This is a genomic window from Xylophilus sp. PBN-3R, from assembly GCF_057747805.1.
This window is the reverse complement of the sequence record NZ_CM173225.1, coordinates 4,534,548-4,547,897: the sequence shown is the minus strand read 5'-3', so window position 1 is coordinate 4,547,897 and position 13,350 is coordinate 4,534,548. Positions and strand designations below refer to the sequence as shown.

Genomic DNA, 13,350 nt, shown 5'->3' with positions numbered 1-13,350 from the left:
AATGGGTGGAACGATTCGCAGGCTACGCCGCATCGCAAGACCTGTCTTGAACGAAAGATGTCAGGATGCAGCAGACCGCCAGGTCGCCTGTGCCCGCATGTTTCATCCTCCGAACCGACCGATAGAAGCCCCACCCATGCCAACACCCGAAGCCTCGCCCGACATCGACGACCTGCGCGGAAAGCTGCGATTGCGCGACAGCTGGGCCTTGTTGAAGCCTTACTGGGTGTCCGAAGATCGCAAGGCCGGCCTGAGCCTGCTGGCGGTGGTGGTGGGCCTCAACCTGGCCGTGGTGGCGGTGAACGTGTGGCTCAACAACTGGAACCGCATCTTCTACAACACGCTCGAATCGAAGGACTTCGCGGGCTTCGAGACGGCGCTTTTCCAGTTCTGCGCCATCGCGGCGGTCTTCATCGTGGTGGCCGTGCTGAAGCAGTTCGCCACCATGCGCCTGGAGATGCGCTGGCGGACGTGGATGACACGGCGTTTCCTGGACCGCTGGCTGGCCCACCAGGCGTATTACCGCATCGAGCAGGGCGGCCGCGCCGACAACCCCGACCAGCGGATTTCGGAAGACATCCGCAGCCTGACGAGCGACAGCCTGACGCTCTCGCTGGGGCTGCTGAATTCGGTGGTCACGCTGCTGTCCTTCGTGGCCATCCTGTGGACGCTTTCGGGACCGATTTCGTTCGCGCTGGGCGGGCATCCGATCACCATTCCGGGCTACATGGTGTGGGTGGCGCTGGTGTATGCGCTGGCGGGTTCGTGGATCACCCACAAGGTGGGCAAACCGCTGATCGGCCTGTACTTCCGGCAGGAGCAGACCGAGGCCGGTTTTCGCTACGGCCTGGTGCGGCTGCGCGAGAACGCGGAAGGCGTGGCGCTGTACCACGGCGAAGGCTCCGAAAAGGCGCAGCTGCAGGGTCGGTTCGAGTTGATCCGGCAGAACTGGCACGGACTGGTGAAATACATGCGGAGGCTGGTTTTCGTGAACTCGGGTTACGCGCAGGCTGCCATCGTGTTTCCGTTGATCGTGGCGGCGCCGCGCTACTTTTCGGGCCAGTTGACGCTGGGCGGGCTGATGCAGATCAACTCCGCCTTCGGCCAGGTGCAGGGCGCCTTGTCCTGGTTCGTCGACAGCTATTCGAGCCTGGTCAACTGGCAGGCCTCGGTCAACCGCCTGATCGACCTGGAACAGGTCATCCGCGACGCTGAACAGGACGAGTCGCAGCGGGATGGCGCGCACGGCATCGCGGTGATCGACCAGGACGGCGGCAACGTGCAGGCCAGCGCGCTGGTGCTGAAAGTCCCCGGCCACGGTCTCGACAGTGCACTGACCGCACCCGTCGACCTGAACCTTGCACCGGGTGAACGCTGGCTGGTGTCCGGTCCGTCGGGATCGGGCAAGAGTGTGCTGTTCCGTGCCCTCGCCGGTATCTGGCCTTACGGCAGCGGCCAGGTGCGGCATCCGGCGGGCAAGCGCCTGATGTTCCTGCCGCAGAAAAGTTATGTACCGAGCGGAAGCCTGGCGGATGCGCTGAGTTATCCGGAGCCGGCGACGTCGTACGCGCGGGCCGACCTGGAAGCCTTGCTGGTCGACTGCAGGCTGGCTGGCCTGACCGGCCGGCTGGACGATGTCGACAACTGGGCGCTGCGGCTGTCTCCGGGCGAACAGCAACGGCTCGCTTTCGGACGCGCGGTGCTGCACCGGCCCGATTACCTGTTCCTGGACGAAGCCACGTCGGCGCTGGACGAAACTTCGGAAGCGGCGATGTACCGGTTGCTAATCGACCGCCTGCCGCAGGCCGCCATCGTCAGCATCGCGCACCGCAGCACGGTGGCCCGCTGGCACAGTCGCCAGATACGTTATCTGCCGCAAGAAGGGCAAGGAGCGCAAAACCAGGGCTATGCCACGCGCGCACCGTTTGCGCCCGTGGAAACGCCCCTGTAGACCCCGGACGACGGCTTATTGCTGTTGCTGCTGTTGTTGTTGCTCCATGGCGAGCGCAGCCTTCACCGCCGGGCGCGCGGCGACACGGCTGATGAAGCCTTGCAGCCGTTCCAGGCCGTTCAGGTCGACACTCATGCGTTGTGCCCAGCCGGTCATGACGAAAAGGTACGCGTCGGCCACCGAGAAGGTTTCGCCGGTCAGGAAATCACGGCCCTCCAGCTGGCTGTCGAGCCAGGTGAAACGTGACTTCAGCTTGAGTTTGGTCACGTTTTTGAAGTCGTCGGGGGTGGCCGGGTTGAACAGCGGACCGAAGCCCTTGTGCAGTTCGGTGGCGATGAAGTTCAGCCATTCCAGCATCCGGTAGCGGGCCAGCGTGCCGTGGGCCGGGATGAGGTTTCTGGCCGGAGCCTGGTCGGCGATGTACTGCACGATCACCGCGGCTTCGCGCAACCTGGTGCCGTCGTCCAGCTCCAGCAGGGGCACATAACCCAATGGGTTGATGGTGTAGTAGTCGGTGCCGTCCGGCAGCCGGTGGGTCTTTGTCGGTGCGGGAATCGCTTCATGGGCGATGCCGGCTTCATGCAGCACGATATGAGGCGAAAGCGAACAGGCGCCGGGGCTGAAATAGAGCTTCATGCGATGGTTTCCTGGAGGGTCGTGGATGGCGAGAGCGCGGGCCGAAGCCGCGCCCGCATGCTAAGCGTGTCGACGGGCTTTTTGCCGCATCGACGCCTCGCTTGGCAGCCGTCCTACAGAGCAAAGCGGACGATCCCGACCTGGTGGCCGAGGGCGTCTCCCTACAGTCGATTCATTGCCGGACGAGCCCTTCTCCGGTCCCAGGAGAACACCATGCTCAAGTACGCAATCATCTTCGCCATCATCTCGCTCATCGCAGGCGCCCTGGGCTTTACCGGCGTCGCGGCCGGATCCGCAGGCATCGCCAAGATCCTGTTCGGCCTGTTCCTGCTCGTCGCCATCGTTTTCGTGGTGCTGGCTGCACTGGGTGTGGGCGCCGTCCGCAAGGCGATCGACTGAGGGACGACGGCAACATGACCTTCGACGCCAGCAGCGCCTTTTCGCTCTCATTCGCCCGCAACGCCGCCAGCCGCGCAGAGCGTAGCCACGAGGCAGTCGTGCCGATGTACACGCCCATGTGGTACGCCACCAAGGTGATGTCCACCACCGCCAACAGCTGGTGGGAAGGCGGTGCTCCGCCGGCCCGTCGCCGGAGCCAGCGTGCGGCCAACGCCGTCGCGCATGCCGCCGCCGGTGTCGCCCGCCGGTTGCACGTGGTGCGCAACTGAATGCGCCTGATCCGACCTGAATCACCGTGACCAACATCACCACACTGCGTTGCGATCTCGAATATTCGATCCACGCGGACACCCACTTCTGCTTCAATATCCAGGCCTCGCGGCGAGGCGACCAGCGCATCCTGGATGATTCGCTGATCGTGACCCCCGGCATCCAGGTGCGACAGTTCGAAGACCCGAACAATGGCAACCGGTTCTTCCGCTGCGATGGGATTCCCGGCACGCTGAAAGTGCGGTACGACGCCCAGATCGAGATGCTGCGCCCGAAACCCGATTCGGCACTCAACGAGTCGCCCATCACTTCCTTGCCCAACGAGGTGCTGCATTACCTGATGCCCACCCGCTACTGCGAATCCGACGTCATGAGCCGGGCCGCTCAGCATCTGTTCGGCCGTGTCCCGCCCGGATATCAGCGGGTGCGCCACATCTGCGACTGGATTCGCGAAAACATCGCCTACCAGCTGGGTGTGAGTACCGCTACGACCAGCGCCCGCGACGTCTATCTGCAGCGAGCCGGCGTCTGCCGCGACTTCGCCCATCTCGCGATCACTTTCTGCCGCGCGCTGAACATTCCGGCGCGGCTGGTGGTGGGTTACGTGCATTTCGACGAACCTCCCCAGGATTTCCACGCCACCTTCGAGGCGTGGCTGGGCGGCCAGTGGGTGATGTTCGACCCGACCAACCTCGCGCCGGTGGAAGCGGTGGTGCGTGTCGGCACCGGCCGTGATGCCAAGGACACCGCGTTCGCCACCATGTTCGGCATGGTGACGATGTCGTACATGCATATCCAGGTGAACCACGACGGAAGCCCGGCAAGCGACAACCCGGACCCTGTGGAAGCAACGGTACGGCGCCTCATGCCGGCCTGACCTCCGTTCTCCAAATGTTATGAGAGCCCTGCCGCTGCAGGGCTTTTTTCATGGTGGGTGCTCAAAAAGAAGGCAACCGATAAAATGTACAAATCCTTCGATTCTGTACACCATGCATACCCTTCCCCTGAGTGAATTCCGTGCCAATGCGTCGGCCATGCTCGACTTGGTCGAACAAGGCGAAACCGTGCGCATCATGCGGCATGGCAAGCCGGTGGCGGACTTGGTGCCGGCCACCGCCGGCGACAGTGCCGCTTCCCACGTACCGAGCTGGAAACGGCCTTTCGAACCTTTGGTATTGCCCGCCGGCCAATCCCTGGGGAACGCCATCCGGGACGAACGAGGAGCGGCGCCGTGGTGAGTACCGCGCGCATGCTGTTCGACACCTCGGCGCTGACCAAACGGTATTCGGCAGAGACCGGTCACGACCGTGTACTCGCGTTATTTTCCGAGGCCAGTAGTTTGTTCGTCGCAGCCCATTGCCAAGCCGAAGTGGCGTCTGCGCTGTTACGCCGCCGGCGTGAAGGAATTCTGTCCACCACGGATTTTGACCGGACCTGGTCGATGGCCTGCGAAGACATCGCCGACATGGAGCGTGTGAATGTAGATGCCCACGTGGAACGTTTTGCATTCGCCGCCATGGAACACGCGCCGCTGCGTGCGGCAGACGCGCTGCACATCGGCAGTGCCCTTTCAGCGCGAGTGGACCTTTTTGTGACCTGCGACCGGCAGCAGGCGGAAGCAGCGCGAAAACTCGGACTGCAGACTGAATACGTGCCGGGCAACCCGGGCGAGTCAAGACTTCGGAAGGAAATACTGTGATCTATCCCCAGGAATTCGACGTGATCGTCGTCGGTGGCGGCCACGCCGGCACCGAAGCCGCGCTGGCTGCAGCCAGGATGGGCAGCAAGACATTGCTACTCAGCCACAACATCGAGACCCTCGGGCAGATGAGTTGCAACCCGTCCATCGGCGGCATCGGCAAGGGCCATCTGGTCAAGGAGGTCGATGCGCTGGGCGGCGCCATGGCGATTGCCACAGACGAATCGGGCATTCAGTTCCGAATCCTCAACAGTTCCAAGGGCCCGGCAGTGCGCGCCACCCGCGCGCAGGCTGACCGCATCTTGTACAAGGCCGCCATCCGCACCCGTCTGGAAAACCAGTCCAACCTGTGGCTTTTTCAGCAGGCAGTGGACGACCTGGTGGTAGAGGGTGATCGTGTCGTCGGTGCCGTCACCCAGGTTGGCATCACCTTTCGCGCCCGGGCGGTGGTGTTGACTGCCGGCACTTTCCTGGACGGGAAGATCCATGTCGGGTTGAACAACTACGCAGCCGGCCGGGCAGGGGATCCGCCGGCGGTATCGCTCTCGGCCCGCCTGAAGGAACTGAAGCTTCCACAGGGTCGGCTGAAAACCGGCACACCGCCGCGCATCGATGGCCGGAGCATCGACTTCAGCCAGTGCGCCGAACAGCTGGGCGACGGCATGCCCGGTGGCATCAACGAAGGCCGTGTACCAAGCTTCAGTTTCATGGGTTCGGCAGCCATGCATCCGCGCCAGATGCCGTGCTGGATTACCCATACCAACGAACGCACCCACGACATCATCCGCAGCGGGTTTGACCGAAGTCCCATGTTCACCGGCAAGATCGAAGGCGTGGGTCCGCGTTATTGCCCGAGCGTTGAAGACAAGATCAACCGTTTTGCCGACAAGGACAGCCACCAGATTTTCCTGGAGCCCGAGGGCCTGACGACACACGAGATCTATCCCAACGGCATTTCGACCAGCCTCCCTTTCGACATCCAATACGCGCTGGTGCGGTCAATGAAGGGGATGGAAAACGCCCACATCCTGCGGCCTGGTTATGCCATCGAATACGACTATTTCGATCCGCGTTCGCTGACATCGAGCTTCGAGACACGACAGATCAAGGGGCTATTCTTCGCCGGCCAGATCAATGGGACCACCGGATACGAAGAAGCCGCGGCGCAAGGTCTGTTTGCCGGCATCAACGCTGCATTGCAGGTACGTGGTGACGGGCCTTGGCTTCCGGGCCGCGACGAGGCCTACCTGGGTGTGCTGGTCGACGACCTCATCACCAAAGGTGTGACTGAGCCATATCGCATGTTTACCAGCCGCGCAGAGTTCCGTTTGCAGCTGCGCGAAGACAATGCCGATGCTCGCCTCACCGAAACCGGGCGGACGCTGGGACTGGTGGGCGACGTGCAGTGGGACGCTTTCAGCCGCAAGCGCGATGCTGTTTCACGTGAAACAGAGCGGCTGCGCTCGATCTGGGTGAATCCGCGGAATTTGGCATCGAGCGAATCCGAACGAGTGCTGGGTAAGGCAATCGACCATGAATACAACTTTGCCGATTTGCTGCGCCGACCGGATGTGACTTATGACGCCTTGATGTCTCTGGACGGTGGACGATTCAGATCGTCAGAACTCAATGAGGCCAACCTGGGCCAAGCGCGGGATACCGTGGTCGAGCAGATCGAGATTTCCGCGAAATACTCCGGTTATATCGAACGCCAAAAAGACGAAATCGAACGCTCGACACACCACGAACGCATGCGATTGCCAGCCGACCTGGACTATCTGCAGGTCACAGCCCTCAGCTTCGAAGTGCGCCAGACGCTGCAGCGCCACCGGCCAGAAACGCTGGGCCAGGCATCCCGCATGTCGGGTGTCACGCCGGCCGCTATCTCCTTGTTGCTGGTGCATTTGAAGAAACGCGGATTCAAGGGCTTCGGCCAGAACGAGCCAACCGAAGCTGAAACGATTTGAACCGCATGGCATCCACGACATCGACAACCCTCGAAGAGGGCGCAGCACGCATCGGCTTGACGCTCAGCGCCCAGCAACTGGATCTGCTTTGCGCCTATCTGGCCATGCTGCAGAAATGGAACAAGGTCTACAACCTGACAGCCGTGCGCGACGTGGCGGAAATGTTGACGCACCATTTGCTGGACAGTTTGGCCGTGATTCCCTCATTGCTCAGAGAACGCGGAGATGGATCCTTCAAATTATTGGACGTAGGTTCCGGTGGTGGTTTGCCGGGTGCGGTTATCGCCATCTGCTGCCCGCAGGCCAAGGTAAGTTGTGTGGACACAGTTGCCAAGAAGGCAGCGTTTCAACAGCAGATAGCACTTGAATTACGTCTTCCCAATCTCCGAGGTATTCACGCAAGGGTGGAAACATTGACGGAAGCGCAGGACGTGGTCTGCTCACGAGCGTTTGCTTCATTGCTCGATTTCACCAATTGGACCGGCAAATCCTTGGCGCCCGGGGGTGTCTGGATGGCCATGAAAGGCAAACATCCAGCCGAAGAGCTGGCCGTTTTACCACCTGCGGTCCAGGTGTTTCACGTGGAACAAATCGTCGTTCCGGGACTGGATGCCGAACGTTGCATCGTCTGGATGAAACCTGCCCCGGTGCATGCCGCGTAAACTTCGTCTTCGTCGTTAACCCCAAGGCCGGCACTTGCCGGCCTTTGTTTTCCGTTTTTTCTTTACACACCATGGCCCGAATCTTCTGTGTCGCCAACCAAAAAGGTGGCGTTGGCAAGACGACCACATCCGTCAACCTGGCCGCCGGCCTGGCGAAGATCGGGCAACGTGTATTGCTGGTCGATCTCGATCCCCAGGGCAACGCGACCATGGGCTCGGGCGTGGACAAAAGGGCGCTCGACGCCACGCTCTACGAAGTGCTGGTGGACGGGATGCCTGTTGCCGACGCACGGGTGCGCGCGGAAAAACTCGAAGCCAGTGGCTGTGCCTATGACGTACTGGGTGCCAACCGCGAATTGGCCGGAGCCGAGCTGGAAATGGTGGAGATGGACCAACGGGAACGGCTGCTGAAGACCGCACTGGCGGCCGTCGATGCCGATTACGACTTCGTGTTAATCGACTGCCCCCCTTCACTGTCATTGTTGACATTGAACGGTCTGTGCAGTGCCCACGGCGTCGTCGTGCCGATGCAGTGCGAATACTTTGCGCTCGAAGGCCTGACGGATCTGGTCAACACCATCAAGCAGGTGCATGCCAACCTCAACAAGGACCTGAAGATTATCGGGCTGTTGCGTGTGATGTTCGACCCACGCATCACTCTTCAGCAGCAGGTGAGCGAGCAACTGAAGGATCACTTCGGCGACAAGGTCTTCAACACGGTCATCCCGCGCAACGTGCGACTTGCCGAGGCGCCGAGTTATGGACTGCCGGGCGTGGTGTTCGACCCGGCATCAAAAGGCGCGCAAGCCTTTGTTGCTTTTGCAACCGAAATGGTCGAGCGTGCCCAGTCGCCCGCGGTGGCAGCATGACCGCGGCGCGGGTGTTGACCTTGCCCGGATGGCACGGAAGCGGTGACGACCATTGGCAGACCTTGTGGGAAAAACACAAGGGATACCGCCGCGTCGAGCAACATGACTGGGCCAGGCCCTTGCGCGGTGACTGGAGTGCCCGCCTGGAAGAAGAAATCCTGGCCGGGGAGGGAGCACCAGTGGTGCTGGTGGCGCACAGCCTGGGTTGCGTGTTGGTGGCTGCCTGGGCCAGCCATTCACGCAATACGCGGCTGGTCCGTGCGGCCCTCCTGGTGGCACCGCCCGATGTCGAACGTGAAACCCTCGCCGACCAGTTGCCCGGCTGGTCGCCCCTAGCCTTGCAGCCCCTACCTTTCATCACCACCGTCATGGCCAGCAGCAACGATCCCTATTGCGAGCTGCCGCGAGCCCGTTCGTTCGCGTCCGCCTGGAAAGCGGCGTTTGTCGATGCCGGTCCCCTGGGCCACATCAATGCCGCTTCGGCCATCGGCGACTGGCCGCAAGGCCACGCCTATCTGCGCGAGGCTGCGGGTGCGGCCGCCGTCGCACTGTCCGCCACTCCGGCGCCCAAGAACTGAATCACAGACTGCCGATCACCATGGTTACCAAGAAATCCAAGGGCCTCGGCCGCGGCCTCGAAATGTTGCTGGGCCCCAAGGCCGTAGAGGCACCAGAAAAGGCCGCCGCCGCCGATCCGGGCCTGCCCACCACCCTGTCCCTCGATGTGATGGTGGCTGGGGCTTACCAGCCGCGCACACGCATGGACGAAGGTGCGTTGTACGAGCTGGCGGAAAGCATCAAGGCCCAGGGCATCATGCAGCCGATCCTGGTGCGACAGCTGGCGGGTGGCCCTAACGCCGGCCACTATGAAATCATCGCGGGCGAACGCCGTTTCCGGGCCGCACGCCTGGCGGGCCTCGAAAGCGTGCCGGTGCTGGTGCGCGACGTGCCCGACGAAGCCGCCGCCGCCATGGCGCTGATCGAGAACATCCAGCGCGAAGACCTGAATCCGCTGGAAGAAGCCCAGGGCCTGCAGCGCCTGGTCAAGGAATTCGGGCTGACCCACGAGCAGGCGGCGCAGGCGGTCGGCCGTTCGCGCAGTGCCGCGAGCAACCTGCTGCGGCTGCTGCAACTGGCCGACCCCGTCCAGACCATGTTGATGGCAGGCGACCTCGACATGGGCCACGCACGGGCATTGTTGCCGCTCGACAAGGCCGCCCAGATCACAGCGGCGCACCAGATTTCCGCTCGCAAGCTATCGGTCCGCGAGGCCGAATCGCTGGCCCGGAAGATCGGCGCGGATTTCGGCCTCACCGCCCAGAAACCTGCCGCACCCCCTCCCGAAAAATCGCGCGACCTGCGACGTGTGGAAGAAGAGCTTTCGGACTTGTTCACCGCCCAGGTCGAGGTGCGGGTGAAGAAACGCGGAAAACGCGGCGCACCGGGCCAGGAAGGTGGCGAACTGGCAATCCACTTCGCCTCGATGGATGAACTCAACGGCCTGATCGACCGCCTGCGCGGACCGGCCACCTAAACCCGGACCGCAGGGCGGCCTGAGACTTGGATCAGAACACCCGGAAAACCGATTCGAAGGTACGGCTCACCTGCAGGTCATCACCAGGGCAGGGCAATTGCACCCGGAGCCGCCCTGTGTCGTCACGCCAGACCCGCTGCACCTGACGCAGGTTGACCAGGGTTCCACGGTGAATGCGCTTGAAGAAACGCGGGTCGAGCCGGCGTTCGAATTCTGAAATGGTGGTGCGCACCAGCCCCTCCTGGGTTGAAGACACCAGGCGGGTGTACTTGTTATCCGACTGGAGATAACAGAGGTCGCTCGCGTGGAACATCACCAGTTCGACGCCCCGCGCAGCGACGACGGTGTCGAACCCCGCAGCATCCGCATCGTCGTCCCGGGCCAGGTCTCTGATGCGGTTCTCTGCGCGCTCGAAGGCTTTCTCGAGCCGCGAATGCAGCAGCGGTTTCATGACGTAATCGACCGCCGCAAGGTCGAAAGCATCGATCGCCAGCGACGGATCCCCGGTGATGAAAACGATGACCGCCTCGCGCGGAAGCCTGCGGATCCAGCGTGGATCTTCGCCACCCAGATGAATGTCCAGGACCAGAACATCGGGGTTGAAATCGGCCACCGCGGCCAGCACACCGTCGGCAGTGGAGACATGCGCCACCTGTGTCCATTCAGGACGGAGGAGTTTGATCATCCGTGACAGCCGCTCTCTTTGCGGCAGGTCGTCCTCACCCACAACGACGTCCATCCAGCCCTCTGCGTTTATAAAAAGTTACGCATGTTAGGACACACTATCACCCACATTTCGACCGGAGAAATTGCGACAAGTAAGCAGCCAAGCACTTCCGCATTTCGTCGCGCCATACGTCGATTCATCGGCGGAAAACCGGTGTTCGTCGCATCGCCTGACTGGGGCGTTCAACATTTGTGATGCTTGGTTTCAATGCAAACCGACGCACATCACATGTCAACGGGTAGGCACCAAACGTAACGGCTGTAGCCGTGGACCCCTTCCTCTTTCCAGAGCATGCCAACTGCCATGACCACTGTCCGCCGACCCCCCACTTCCGTCCAGGAAACGCCGACCATGCTTTTCCAACGGGCATGTCTCGTGATGGGCTCGTACCGAAAGGCCGAGCGCTGGTTCGAATCGAACCACCCCATGCTGAGCGCCTCGCCCAAGAACGCGCAAACCTCGCCCGCCAAGGCGCAGCAGCTCGGCGCGCTGATGGAGGCACTGTCCAAAGGTTGGCCGCTATGAGTCGCTTCGCCTGGCGCACGGTGCACCCCACCCAGTCCTGGGCGCGCGCGGCTGCCGAGCCGGCCACCTACGACGGACCTTTCCACCGCGCTGGAGAACGGGTGGTATATGCCTGGAGCCAGAGTGAACTCGCGGCGATGTGCGGCGCGCTCCTGTGCGCCGGCATCGACCCCGAAGAAATGCTCTGGGAAAAACTACAGCTGCCCAACGAGGGCCAGATTGTCGACCTTGGCGGCAGCGAAAGCGTCTCTCCGGACCTGCTGATGCAGCTGTGCCAGCGTGACCTGCTCGGCGCCTGGGTTCCCACCTCGCTCTCCGCCGACGGCATGGCATTGGTGGTGAACCCCACCCATCCGCTGTTCCCGCAGATCACGGTGCTCGACAGCCGTTTCATCACCCGCACCTCAACCTGACCCTCTGGGTCGGGAGCCCCCCGCGGGCCTGCACAAGGGAGCCGCATGACCCCAACGTCCTCCTTCTGCCCCGCCGCCGTCCCGGCATGCGGATCGATCGGCCAGGCCGATCTCCTGAAGGCGCTGGAAAACCGCCAGTTCGGCGTACTGCTGCAGCCCCAGTACCTGCTGCCGGGCCTCTCGTTGTGCGGATTCGAAGCCCTGGCACGGCTGCATGTGTTGCCGGACCAATGGCTGGCACCCGAACATTTCCTGCCGCTCGCACGTGCCGCCGGACTCATCGACGGCCTGGCTCTCCACGTGATCGAAAGCGCCTGCCGCACCTTGCAGTCCTGGCGTGGCGGCAGTCGTCAGGGCATGTTCATTGCCGTCAACCTCGACCCCGACGACCTGGCCGATGTGCTGTTCGCCCCGCGGGTCTGCCGTCTGCTGGCCCAATACCGGATCCAGCCCGGCGAACTCGAAATCGAACTGGTCGAAACCTGCATGCCCGGCTTCGGCGATATCGCCGATACCAACATCCGTATGCTGCGGCAAGCCGGCGTACGGCTTGTCATGGACAACTTCGGCACCGGCCACTCGACGCTTTCCCGGCTGGCCGAACTGCCCTTCGACGTGGTCAAGATCGACCGGGCTTTCCTGACACGGATTCCCGACGAATCCCGCGCATGCACTCTCATGACCAGCGTCATCAACCTGTGCCTGGCCCTGCGCAAGGATGTCGTCGTGGAGGGGCTTGAAACCGACGCGCAGTTGCGCTGGCTGGCCCGCCTGCGTTGGCACCGGGTACGCGTGCAGGGCAACGGCCTTTCACAGCCGCTGGCGGAACCGCTGGCCCGCAAACAGATACCCCTGGCCTCGCGCCTTATCCATCCGCAGCAATAGCAGCCTCGGAGGGCACCACCGCCCGCCCTCAAGAGACTCGCATAGCCCTATCGGCTCCTCGCGAACGCATGCGGATGCCATCGCAATTCCATAAATTTCCTTACATTAGTTACAAACTGTGGAATATTCACTCCCGGATTTCATCCGCTTGCTGTTTTTGGCAGGCCGCCTCGACTTCCTCATCGCTCCCCCGCGCGCGCCCCATGACGTATGGCTCAGCTCTCTCCGCACCCCTTGCGGCCGCGGCGTGCCTGACAGGATTTCGCGCACGCCTGGTGCTGGCAGCCAGCCATGCCAGGCACGAACGCCGCTCCATCAATGTCCATGCAGTGCTCAACCTGCTCAACCGCCTCACCGCAACGGAGGACATGGGCCTGCGCGAAGAACTGGTGGGCCGGCTTGCCGATTACCTGGCCGCCGTGCACCGCATGGAAACCAGCCGGCAACTGACACTCGTCGGCCTGTGCGAGCTGACGCGAAGTTATGCCGCGATGCGTTACCTGATGGCGGACGCCATCGAGCCGCGCATCGACCAGGGAGAGGGCGAATTCAGCCTTCGTACCGAACAGCAGAGCGAAATGACCGCGTTCATCCAGGCGGGCATCGACGCCCTGCTGGAGGACTACACCTCGTGCGTCAGCCTGTCGATTCGCCGCTTCGCCTGGTGGCAGGTCGAACTGACGATGCTGGCCAAGGTTTCTCCAGGCCACGTGCGCGCGCATCCGCGCGAATGGGTTCCGCTGCCGGACGGTTCCGGACATGTGCGTTCGGCGCGTTTCACCGCCATCGGTCGCCCCCTGGCGTCGCCCTGAT

The 13,350-nt window shown here is 62.6% G+C and carries 17 protein-coding genes; 15 read left to right on the top strand and 2 right to left on the bottom strand.

Annotation, left to right across the window (positions count from 1 at the left end; genetic code table 11):
- Positions 1–136 precede the first annotated feature (136 nt).
- Complete coding sequence (locus tag AC3ANW_RS21615) at positions 137–1,951, top strand: ABC transporter ATP-binding protein/permease (protein WP_488342880.1); 1,815 nt, start codon at positions 137–139, stop codon at positions 1,949–1,951.
- Positions 1,952–1,966: 15 nt separating this feature from the next.
- On the opposite strand, the gene gstA is transcribed toward AC3ANW_RS21615, so the two are convergent.
- Entirely contained in the window at positions 1,967–2,587 is a 621-nt protein-coding gene (gene gstA / locus AC3ANW_RS21610; RefSeq protein WP_488342879.1) for a glutathione transferase GstA, read from the bottom strand.
- A 213-nt stretch (positions 2,588–2,800) separates the two neighbouring features.
- Here gstA and AC3ANW_RS21605 point away from each other — a divergent pair, with 213 nt between their 5' ends.
- The 10 genes from AC3ANW_RS21605 to AC3ANW_RS21560 all read left to right on the top strand — a co-directional run bounded on the left by AC3ANW_RS21605 (position 2,801) and on the right by AC3ANW_RS21560 (position 9,987).
- Positions 2,801–2,986 (top strand): DUF1328 domain-containing protein, encoded by a 186-nt coding sequence (locus AC3ANW_RS21605; protein ID WP_318635316.1) that lies wholly within the window; start codon positions 2,801–2,803, stop codon positions 2,984–2,986.
- A gap of 14 nt (positions 2,987–3,000) precedes the next feature.
- Positions 3,001–3,255, top strand: a complete 255-nt coding sequence (locus AC3ANW_RS21600; protein ID WP_488342878.1) for a hypothetical protein — start codon at positions 3,001–3,003, stop codon at positions 3,253–3,255.
- Positions 3,256–3,281: 26 nt separating this feature from the next.
- Positions 3,282–4,133: a transglutaminase-like domain-containing protein gene (locus AC3ANW_RS21595; RefSeq protein WP_488342877.1), complete on the top strand. Its 852-nt coding sequence runs from the start codon at positions 3,282–3,284 to the stop codon at positions 4,131–4,133.
- A 112-nt stretch (positions 4,134–4,245) separates the two neighbouring features.
- Positions 4,246–4,494, top strand: coding sequence for a type II toxin-antitoxin system Phd/YefM family antitoxin (locus AC3ANW_RS21590; RefSeq protein ID WP_488342876.1), 249 nt, complete (start codon positions 4,246–4,248; stop codon positions 4,492–4,494).
- Positions 4,495–4,505: 11 nt separating this feature from the next.
- Positions 4,506–4,955 (top strand): type II toxin-antitoxin system VapC family toxin, encoded by a 450-nt coding sequence (locus AC3ANW_RS21585; RefSeq protein WP_488342875.1) that lies wholly within the window; start codon positions 4,506–4,508, stop codon positions 4,953–4,955.
- On the top strand, positions 4,952–6,922 hold the full coding sequence (gene mnmG / locus AC3ANW_RS21580) for a tRNA uridine-5-carboxymethylaminomethyl(34) synthesis enzyme MnmG (protein WP_488342874.1): 1,971 nt from the start codon (positions 4,952–4,954) through the stop codon (positions 6,920–6,922). Before AC3ANW_RS21585 ends, mnmG begins: the two co-directional genes overlap by 4 nt.
- 5 nt (positions 6,923–6,927) lie before the next feature.
- Entirely contained in the window at positions 6,928–7,584 is a 657-nt protein-coding gene (rsmG, locus tag AC3ANW_RS21575) for a 16S rRNA (guanine(527)-N(7))-methyltransferase RsmG (RefSeq protein ID WP_488342873.1), read from the top strand.
- 71 nt (positions 7,585–7,655) lie between these two features.
- A complete protein-coding gene (locus AC3ANW_RS21570) occupies positions 7,656–8,453 on the top strand; it encodes a ParA family protein (RefSeq protein WP_488345483.1) in 798 nt (265 codons plus the stop codon).
- Positions 8,450–9,031: an RBBP9/YdeN family alpha/beta hydrolase gene (locus AC3ANW_RS21565; protein ID WP_488342872.1), complete on the top strand. Its 582-nt coding sequence runs from the start codon at positions 8,450–8,452 to the stop codon at positions 9,029–9,031. Before AC3ANW_RS21570 ends, AC3ANW_RS21565 begins: the two co-directional genes overlap by 4 nt.
- Positions 9,032–9,051: 20 nt before the next feature.
- On the top strand, positions 9,052–9,987 hold the full coding sequence (locus AC3ANW_RS21560; RefSeq protein WP_488342871.1) for a ParB/RepB/Spo0J family partition protein: 936 nt from the start codon (positions 9,052–9,054) through the stop codon (positions 9,985–9,987).
- A gap of 31 nt (positions 9,988–10,018) precedes the next feature.
- Here AC3ANW_RS21560 and AC3ANW_RS21555 read toward each other — a convergent pair whose 3' ends face one another.
- On the bottom strand, positions 10,019–10,672 hold the full coding sequence (locus AC3ANW_RS21555) for a LytR/AlgR family response regulator transcription factor (protein WP_488342870.1): 654 nt from the start codon (positions 10,670–10,672) through the stop codon (positions 10,019–10,021).
- A 393-nt stretch (positions 10,673–11,065) separates the two neighbouring features.
- On the opposite strand from AC3ANW_RS21555, the gene AC3ANW_RS21550 reads away from it, so the two are divergent.
- The 4 genes from AC3ANW_RS21550 to AC3ANW_RS21535 all read left to right on the top strand — a co-directional run bounded on the left by AC3ANW_RS21550 (position 11,066) and on the right by AC3ANW_RS21535 (position 13,349).
- Positions 11,066–11,239 (top strand): hypothetical protein, encoded by a 174-nt coding sequence (locus AC3ANW_RS21550; RefSeq protein ID WP_488342869.1) that lies wholly within the window; start codon positions 11,066–11,068, stop codon positions 11,237–11,239.
- Positions 11,236–11,652 (top strand): hypothetical protein, encoded by a 417-nt coding sequence (locus AC3ANW_RS21545; RefSeq protein WP_488342868.1) that lies wholly within the window; start codon positions 11,236–11,238, stop codon positions 11,650–11,652. The genes AC3ANW_RS21550 and AC3ANW_RS21545 overlap by 4 nt, the downstream gene beginning before the upstream one ends.
- Before the next feature lie 45 nt (positions 11,653–11,697).
- Positions 11,698–12,537: an EAL domain-containing protein gene (locus tag AC3ANW_RS21540; protein ID WP_488342867.1), complete on the top strand. Its 840-nt coding sequence runs from the start codon at positions 11,698–11,700 to the stop codon at positions 12,535–12,537.
- 203 nt (positions 12,538–12,740) lie between these two features.
- Complete coding sequence (locus AC3ANW_RS21535; RefSeq protein WP_488342866.1) at positions 12,741–13,349, top strand: hypothetical protein; 609 nt, start codon at positions 12,741–12,743, stop codon at positions 13,347–13,349.
- Position 13,350 lies beyond the last annotated feature (1 nt).

What these genes read in the sequence shown, in the direction of transcription:
- AC3ANW_RS21615 (WP_488342880.1), top strand. Translation starts at nt 137, where the DNA reads ATGCCAACACCCGAAGCCTCGCCCGACATCGACGACCTGCGCGGAAAG.
- gstA (WP_488342879.1), bottom strand. Translation starts at nt 2,587, where the DNA reads ATGAAGCTCTATTTCAGCCCCGGCGCCTGTTCGCTTTCGCCTCATATC.
- AC3ANW_RS21605 (WP_318635316.1), top strand. Translation starts at nt 2,801, where the DNA reads ATGCTCAAGTACGCAATCATCTTCGCCATCATCTCGCTCATCGCAGGC.
- AC3ANW_RS21600 (WP_488342878.1), top strand. Translation starts at nt 3,001, where the DNA reads ATGACCTTCGACGCCAGCAGCGCCTTTTCGCTCTCATTCGCCCGCAAC.
- AC3ANW_RS21590 (WP_488342876.1), top strand. Translation starts at nt 4,246, where the DNA reads ATGCATACCCTTCCCCTGAGTGAATTCCGTGCCAATGCGTCGGCCATG.
- AC3ANW_RS21585 (WP_488342875.1), top strand. Translation starts at nt 4,506, where the DNA reads ATGCTGTTCGACACCTCGGCGCTGACCAAACGGTATTCGGCAGAGACC.
- rsmG (WP_488342873.1), top strand. Translation starts at nt 6,928, where the DNA reads ATGGCATCCACGACATCGACAACCCTCGAAGAGGGCGCAGCACGCATC.
- AC3ANW_RS21570 (WP_488345483.1), top strand. Translation starts at nt 7,656, where the DNA reads ATGGCCCGAATCTTCTGTGTCGCCAACCAAAAAGGTGGCGTTGGCAAG.
- AC3ANW_RS21565 (WP_488342872.1), top strand. Translation starts at nt 8,450, where the DNA reads ATGACCGCGGCGCGGGTGTTGACCTTGCCCGGATGGCACGGAAGCGGT.
- AC3ANW_RS21560 (WP_488342871.1), top strand. Translation starts at nt 9,052, where the DNA reads ATGGTTACCAAGAAATCCAAGGGCCTCGGCCGCGGCCTCGAAATGTTG.
- AC3ANW_RS21555 (WP_488342870.1), bottom strand. Translation starts at nt 10,672, where the DNA reads ATGATCAAACTCCTCCGTCCTGAATGGACACAGGTGGCGCATGTCTCC.
- AC3ANW_RS21550 (WP_488342869.1), top strand. Translation starts at nt 11,066, where the DNA reads ATGCTTTTCCAACGGGCATGTCTCGTGATGGGCTCGTACCGAAAGGCC.
- AC3ANW_RS21545 (WP_488342868.1), top strand. Translation starts at nt 11,236, where the DNA reads ATGAGTCGCTTCGCCTGGCGCACGGTGCACCCCACCCAGTCCTGGGCG.
- AC3ANW_RS21540 (WP_488342867.1), top strand. Translation starts at nt 11,698, where the DNA reads ATGACCCCAACGTCCTCCTTCTGCCCCGCCGCCGTCCCGGCATGCGGA.
- AC3ANW_RS21535 (WP_488342866.1), top strand. Translation starts at nt 12,741, where the DNA reads ATGACGTATGGCTCAGCTCTCTCCGCACCCCTTGCGGCCGCGGCGTGC.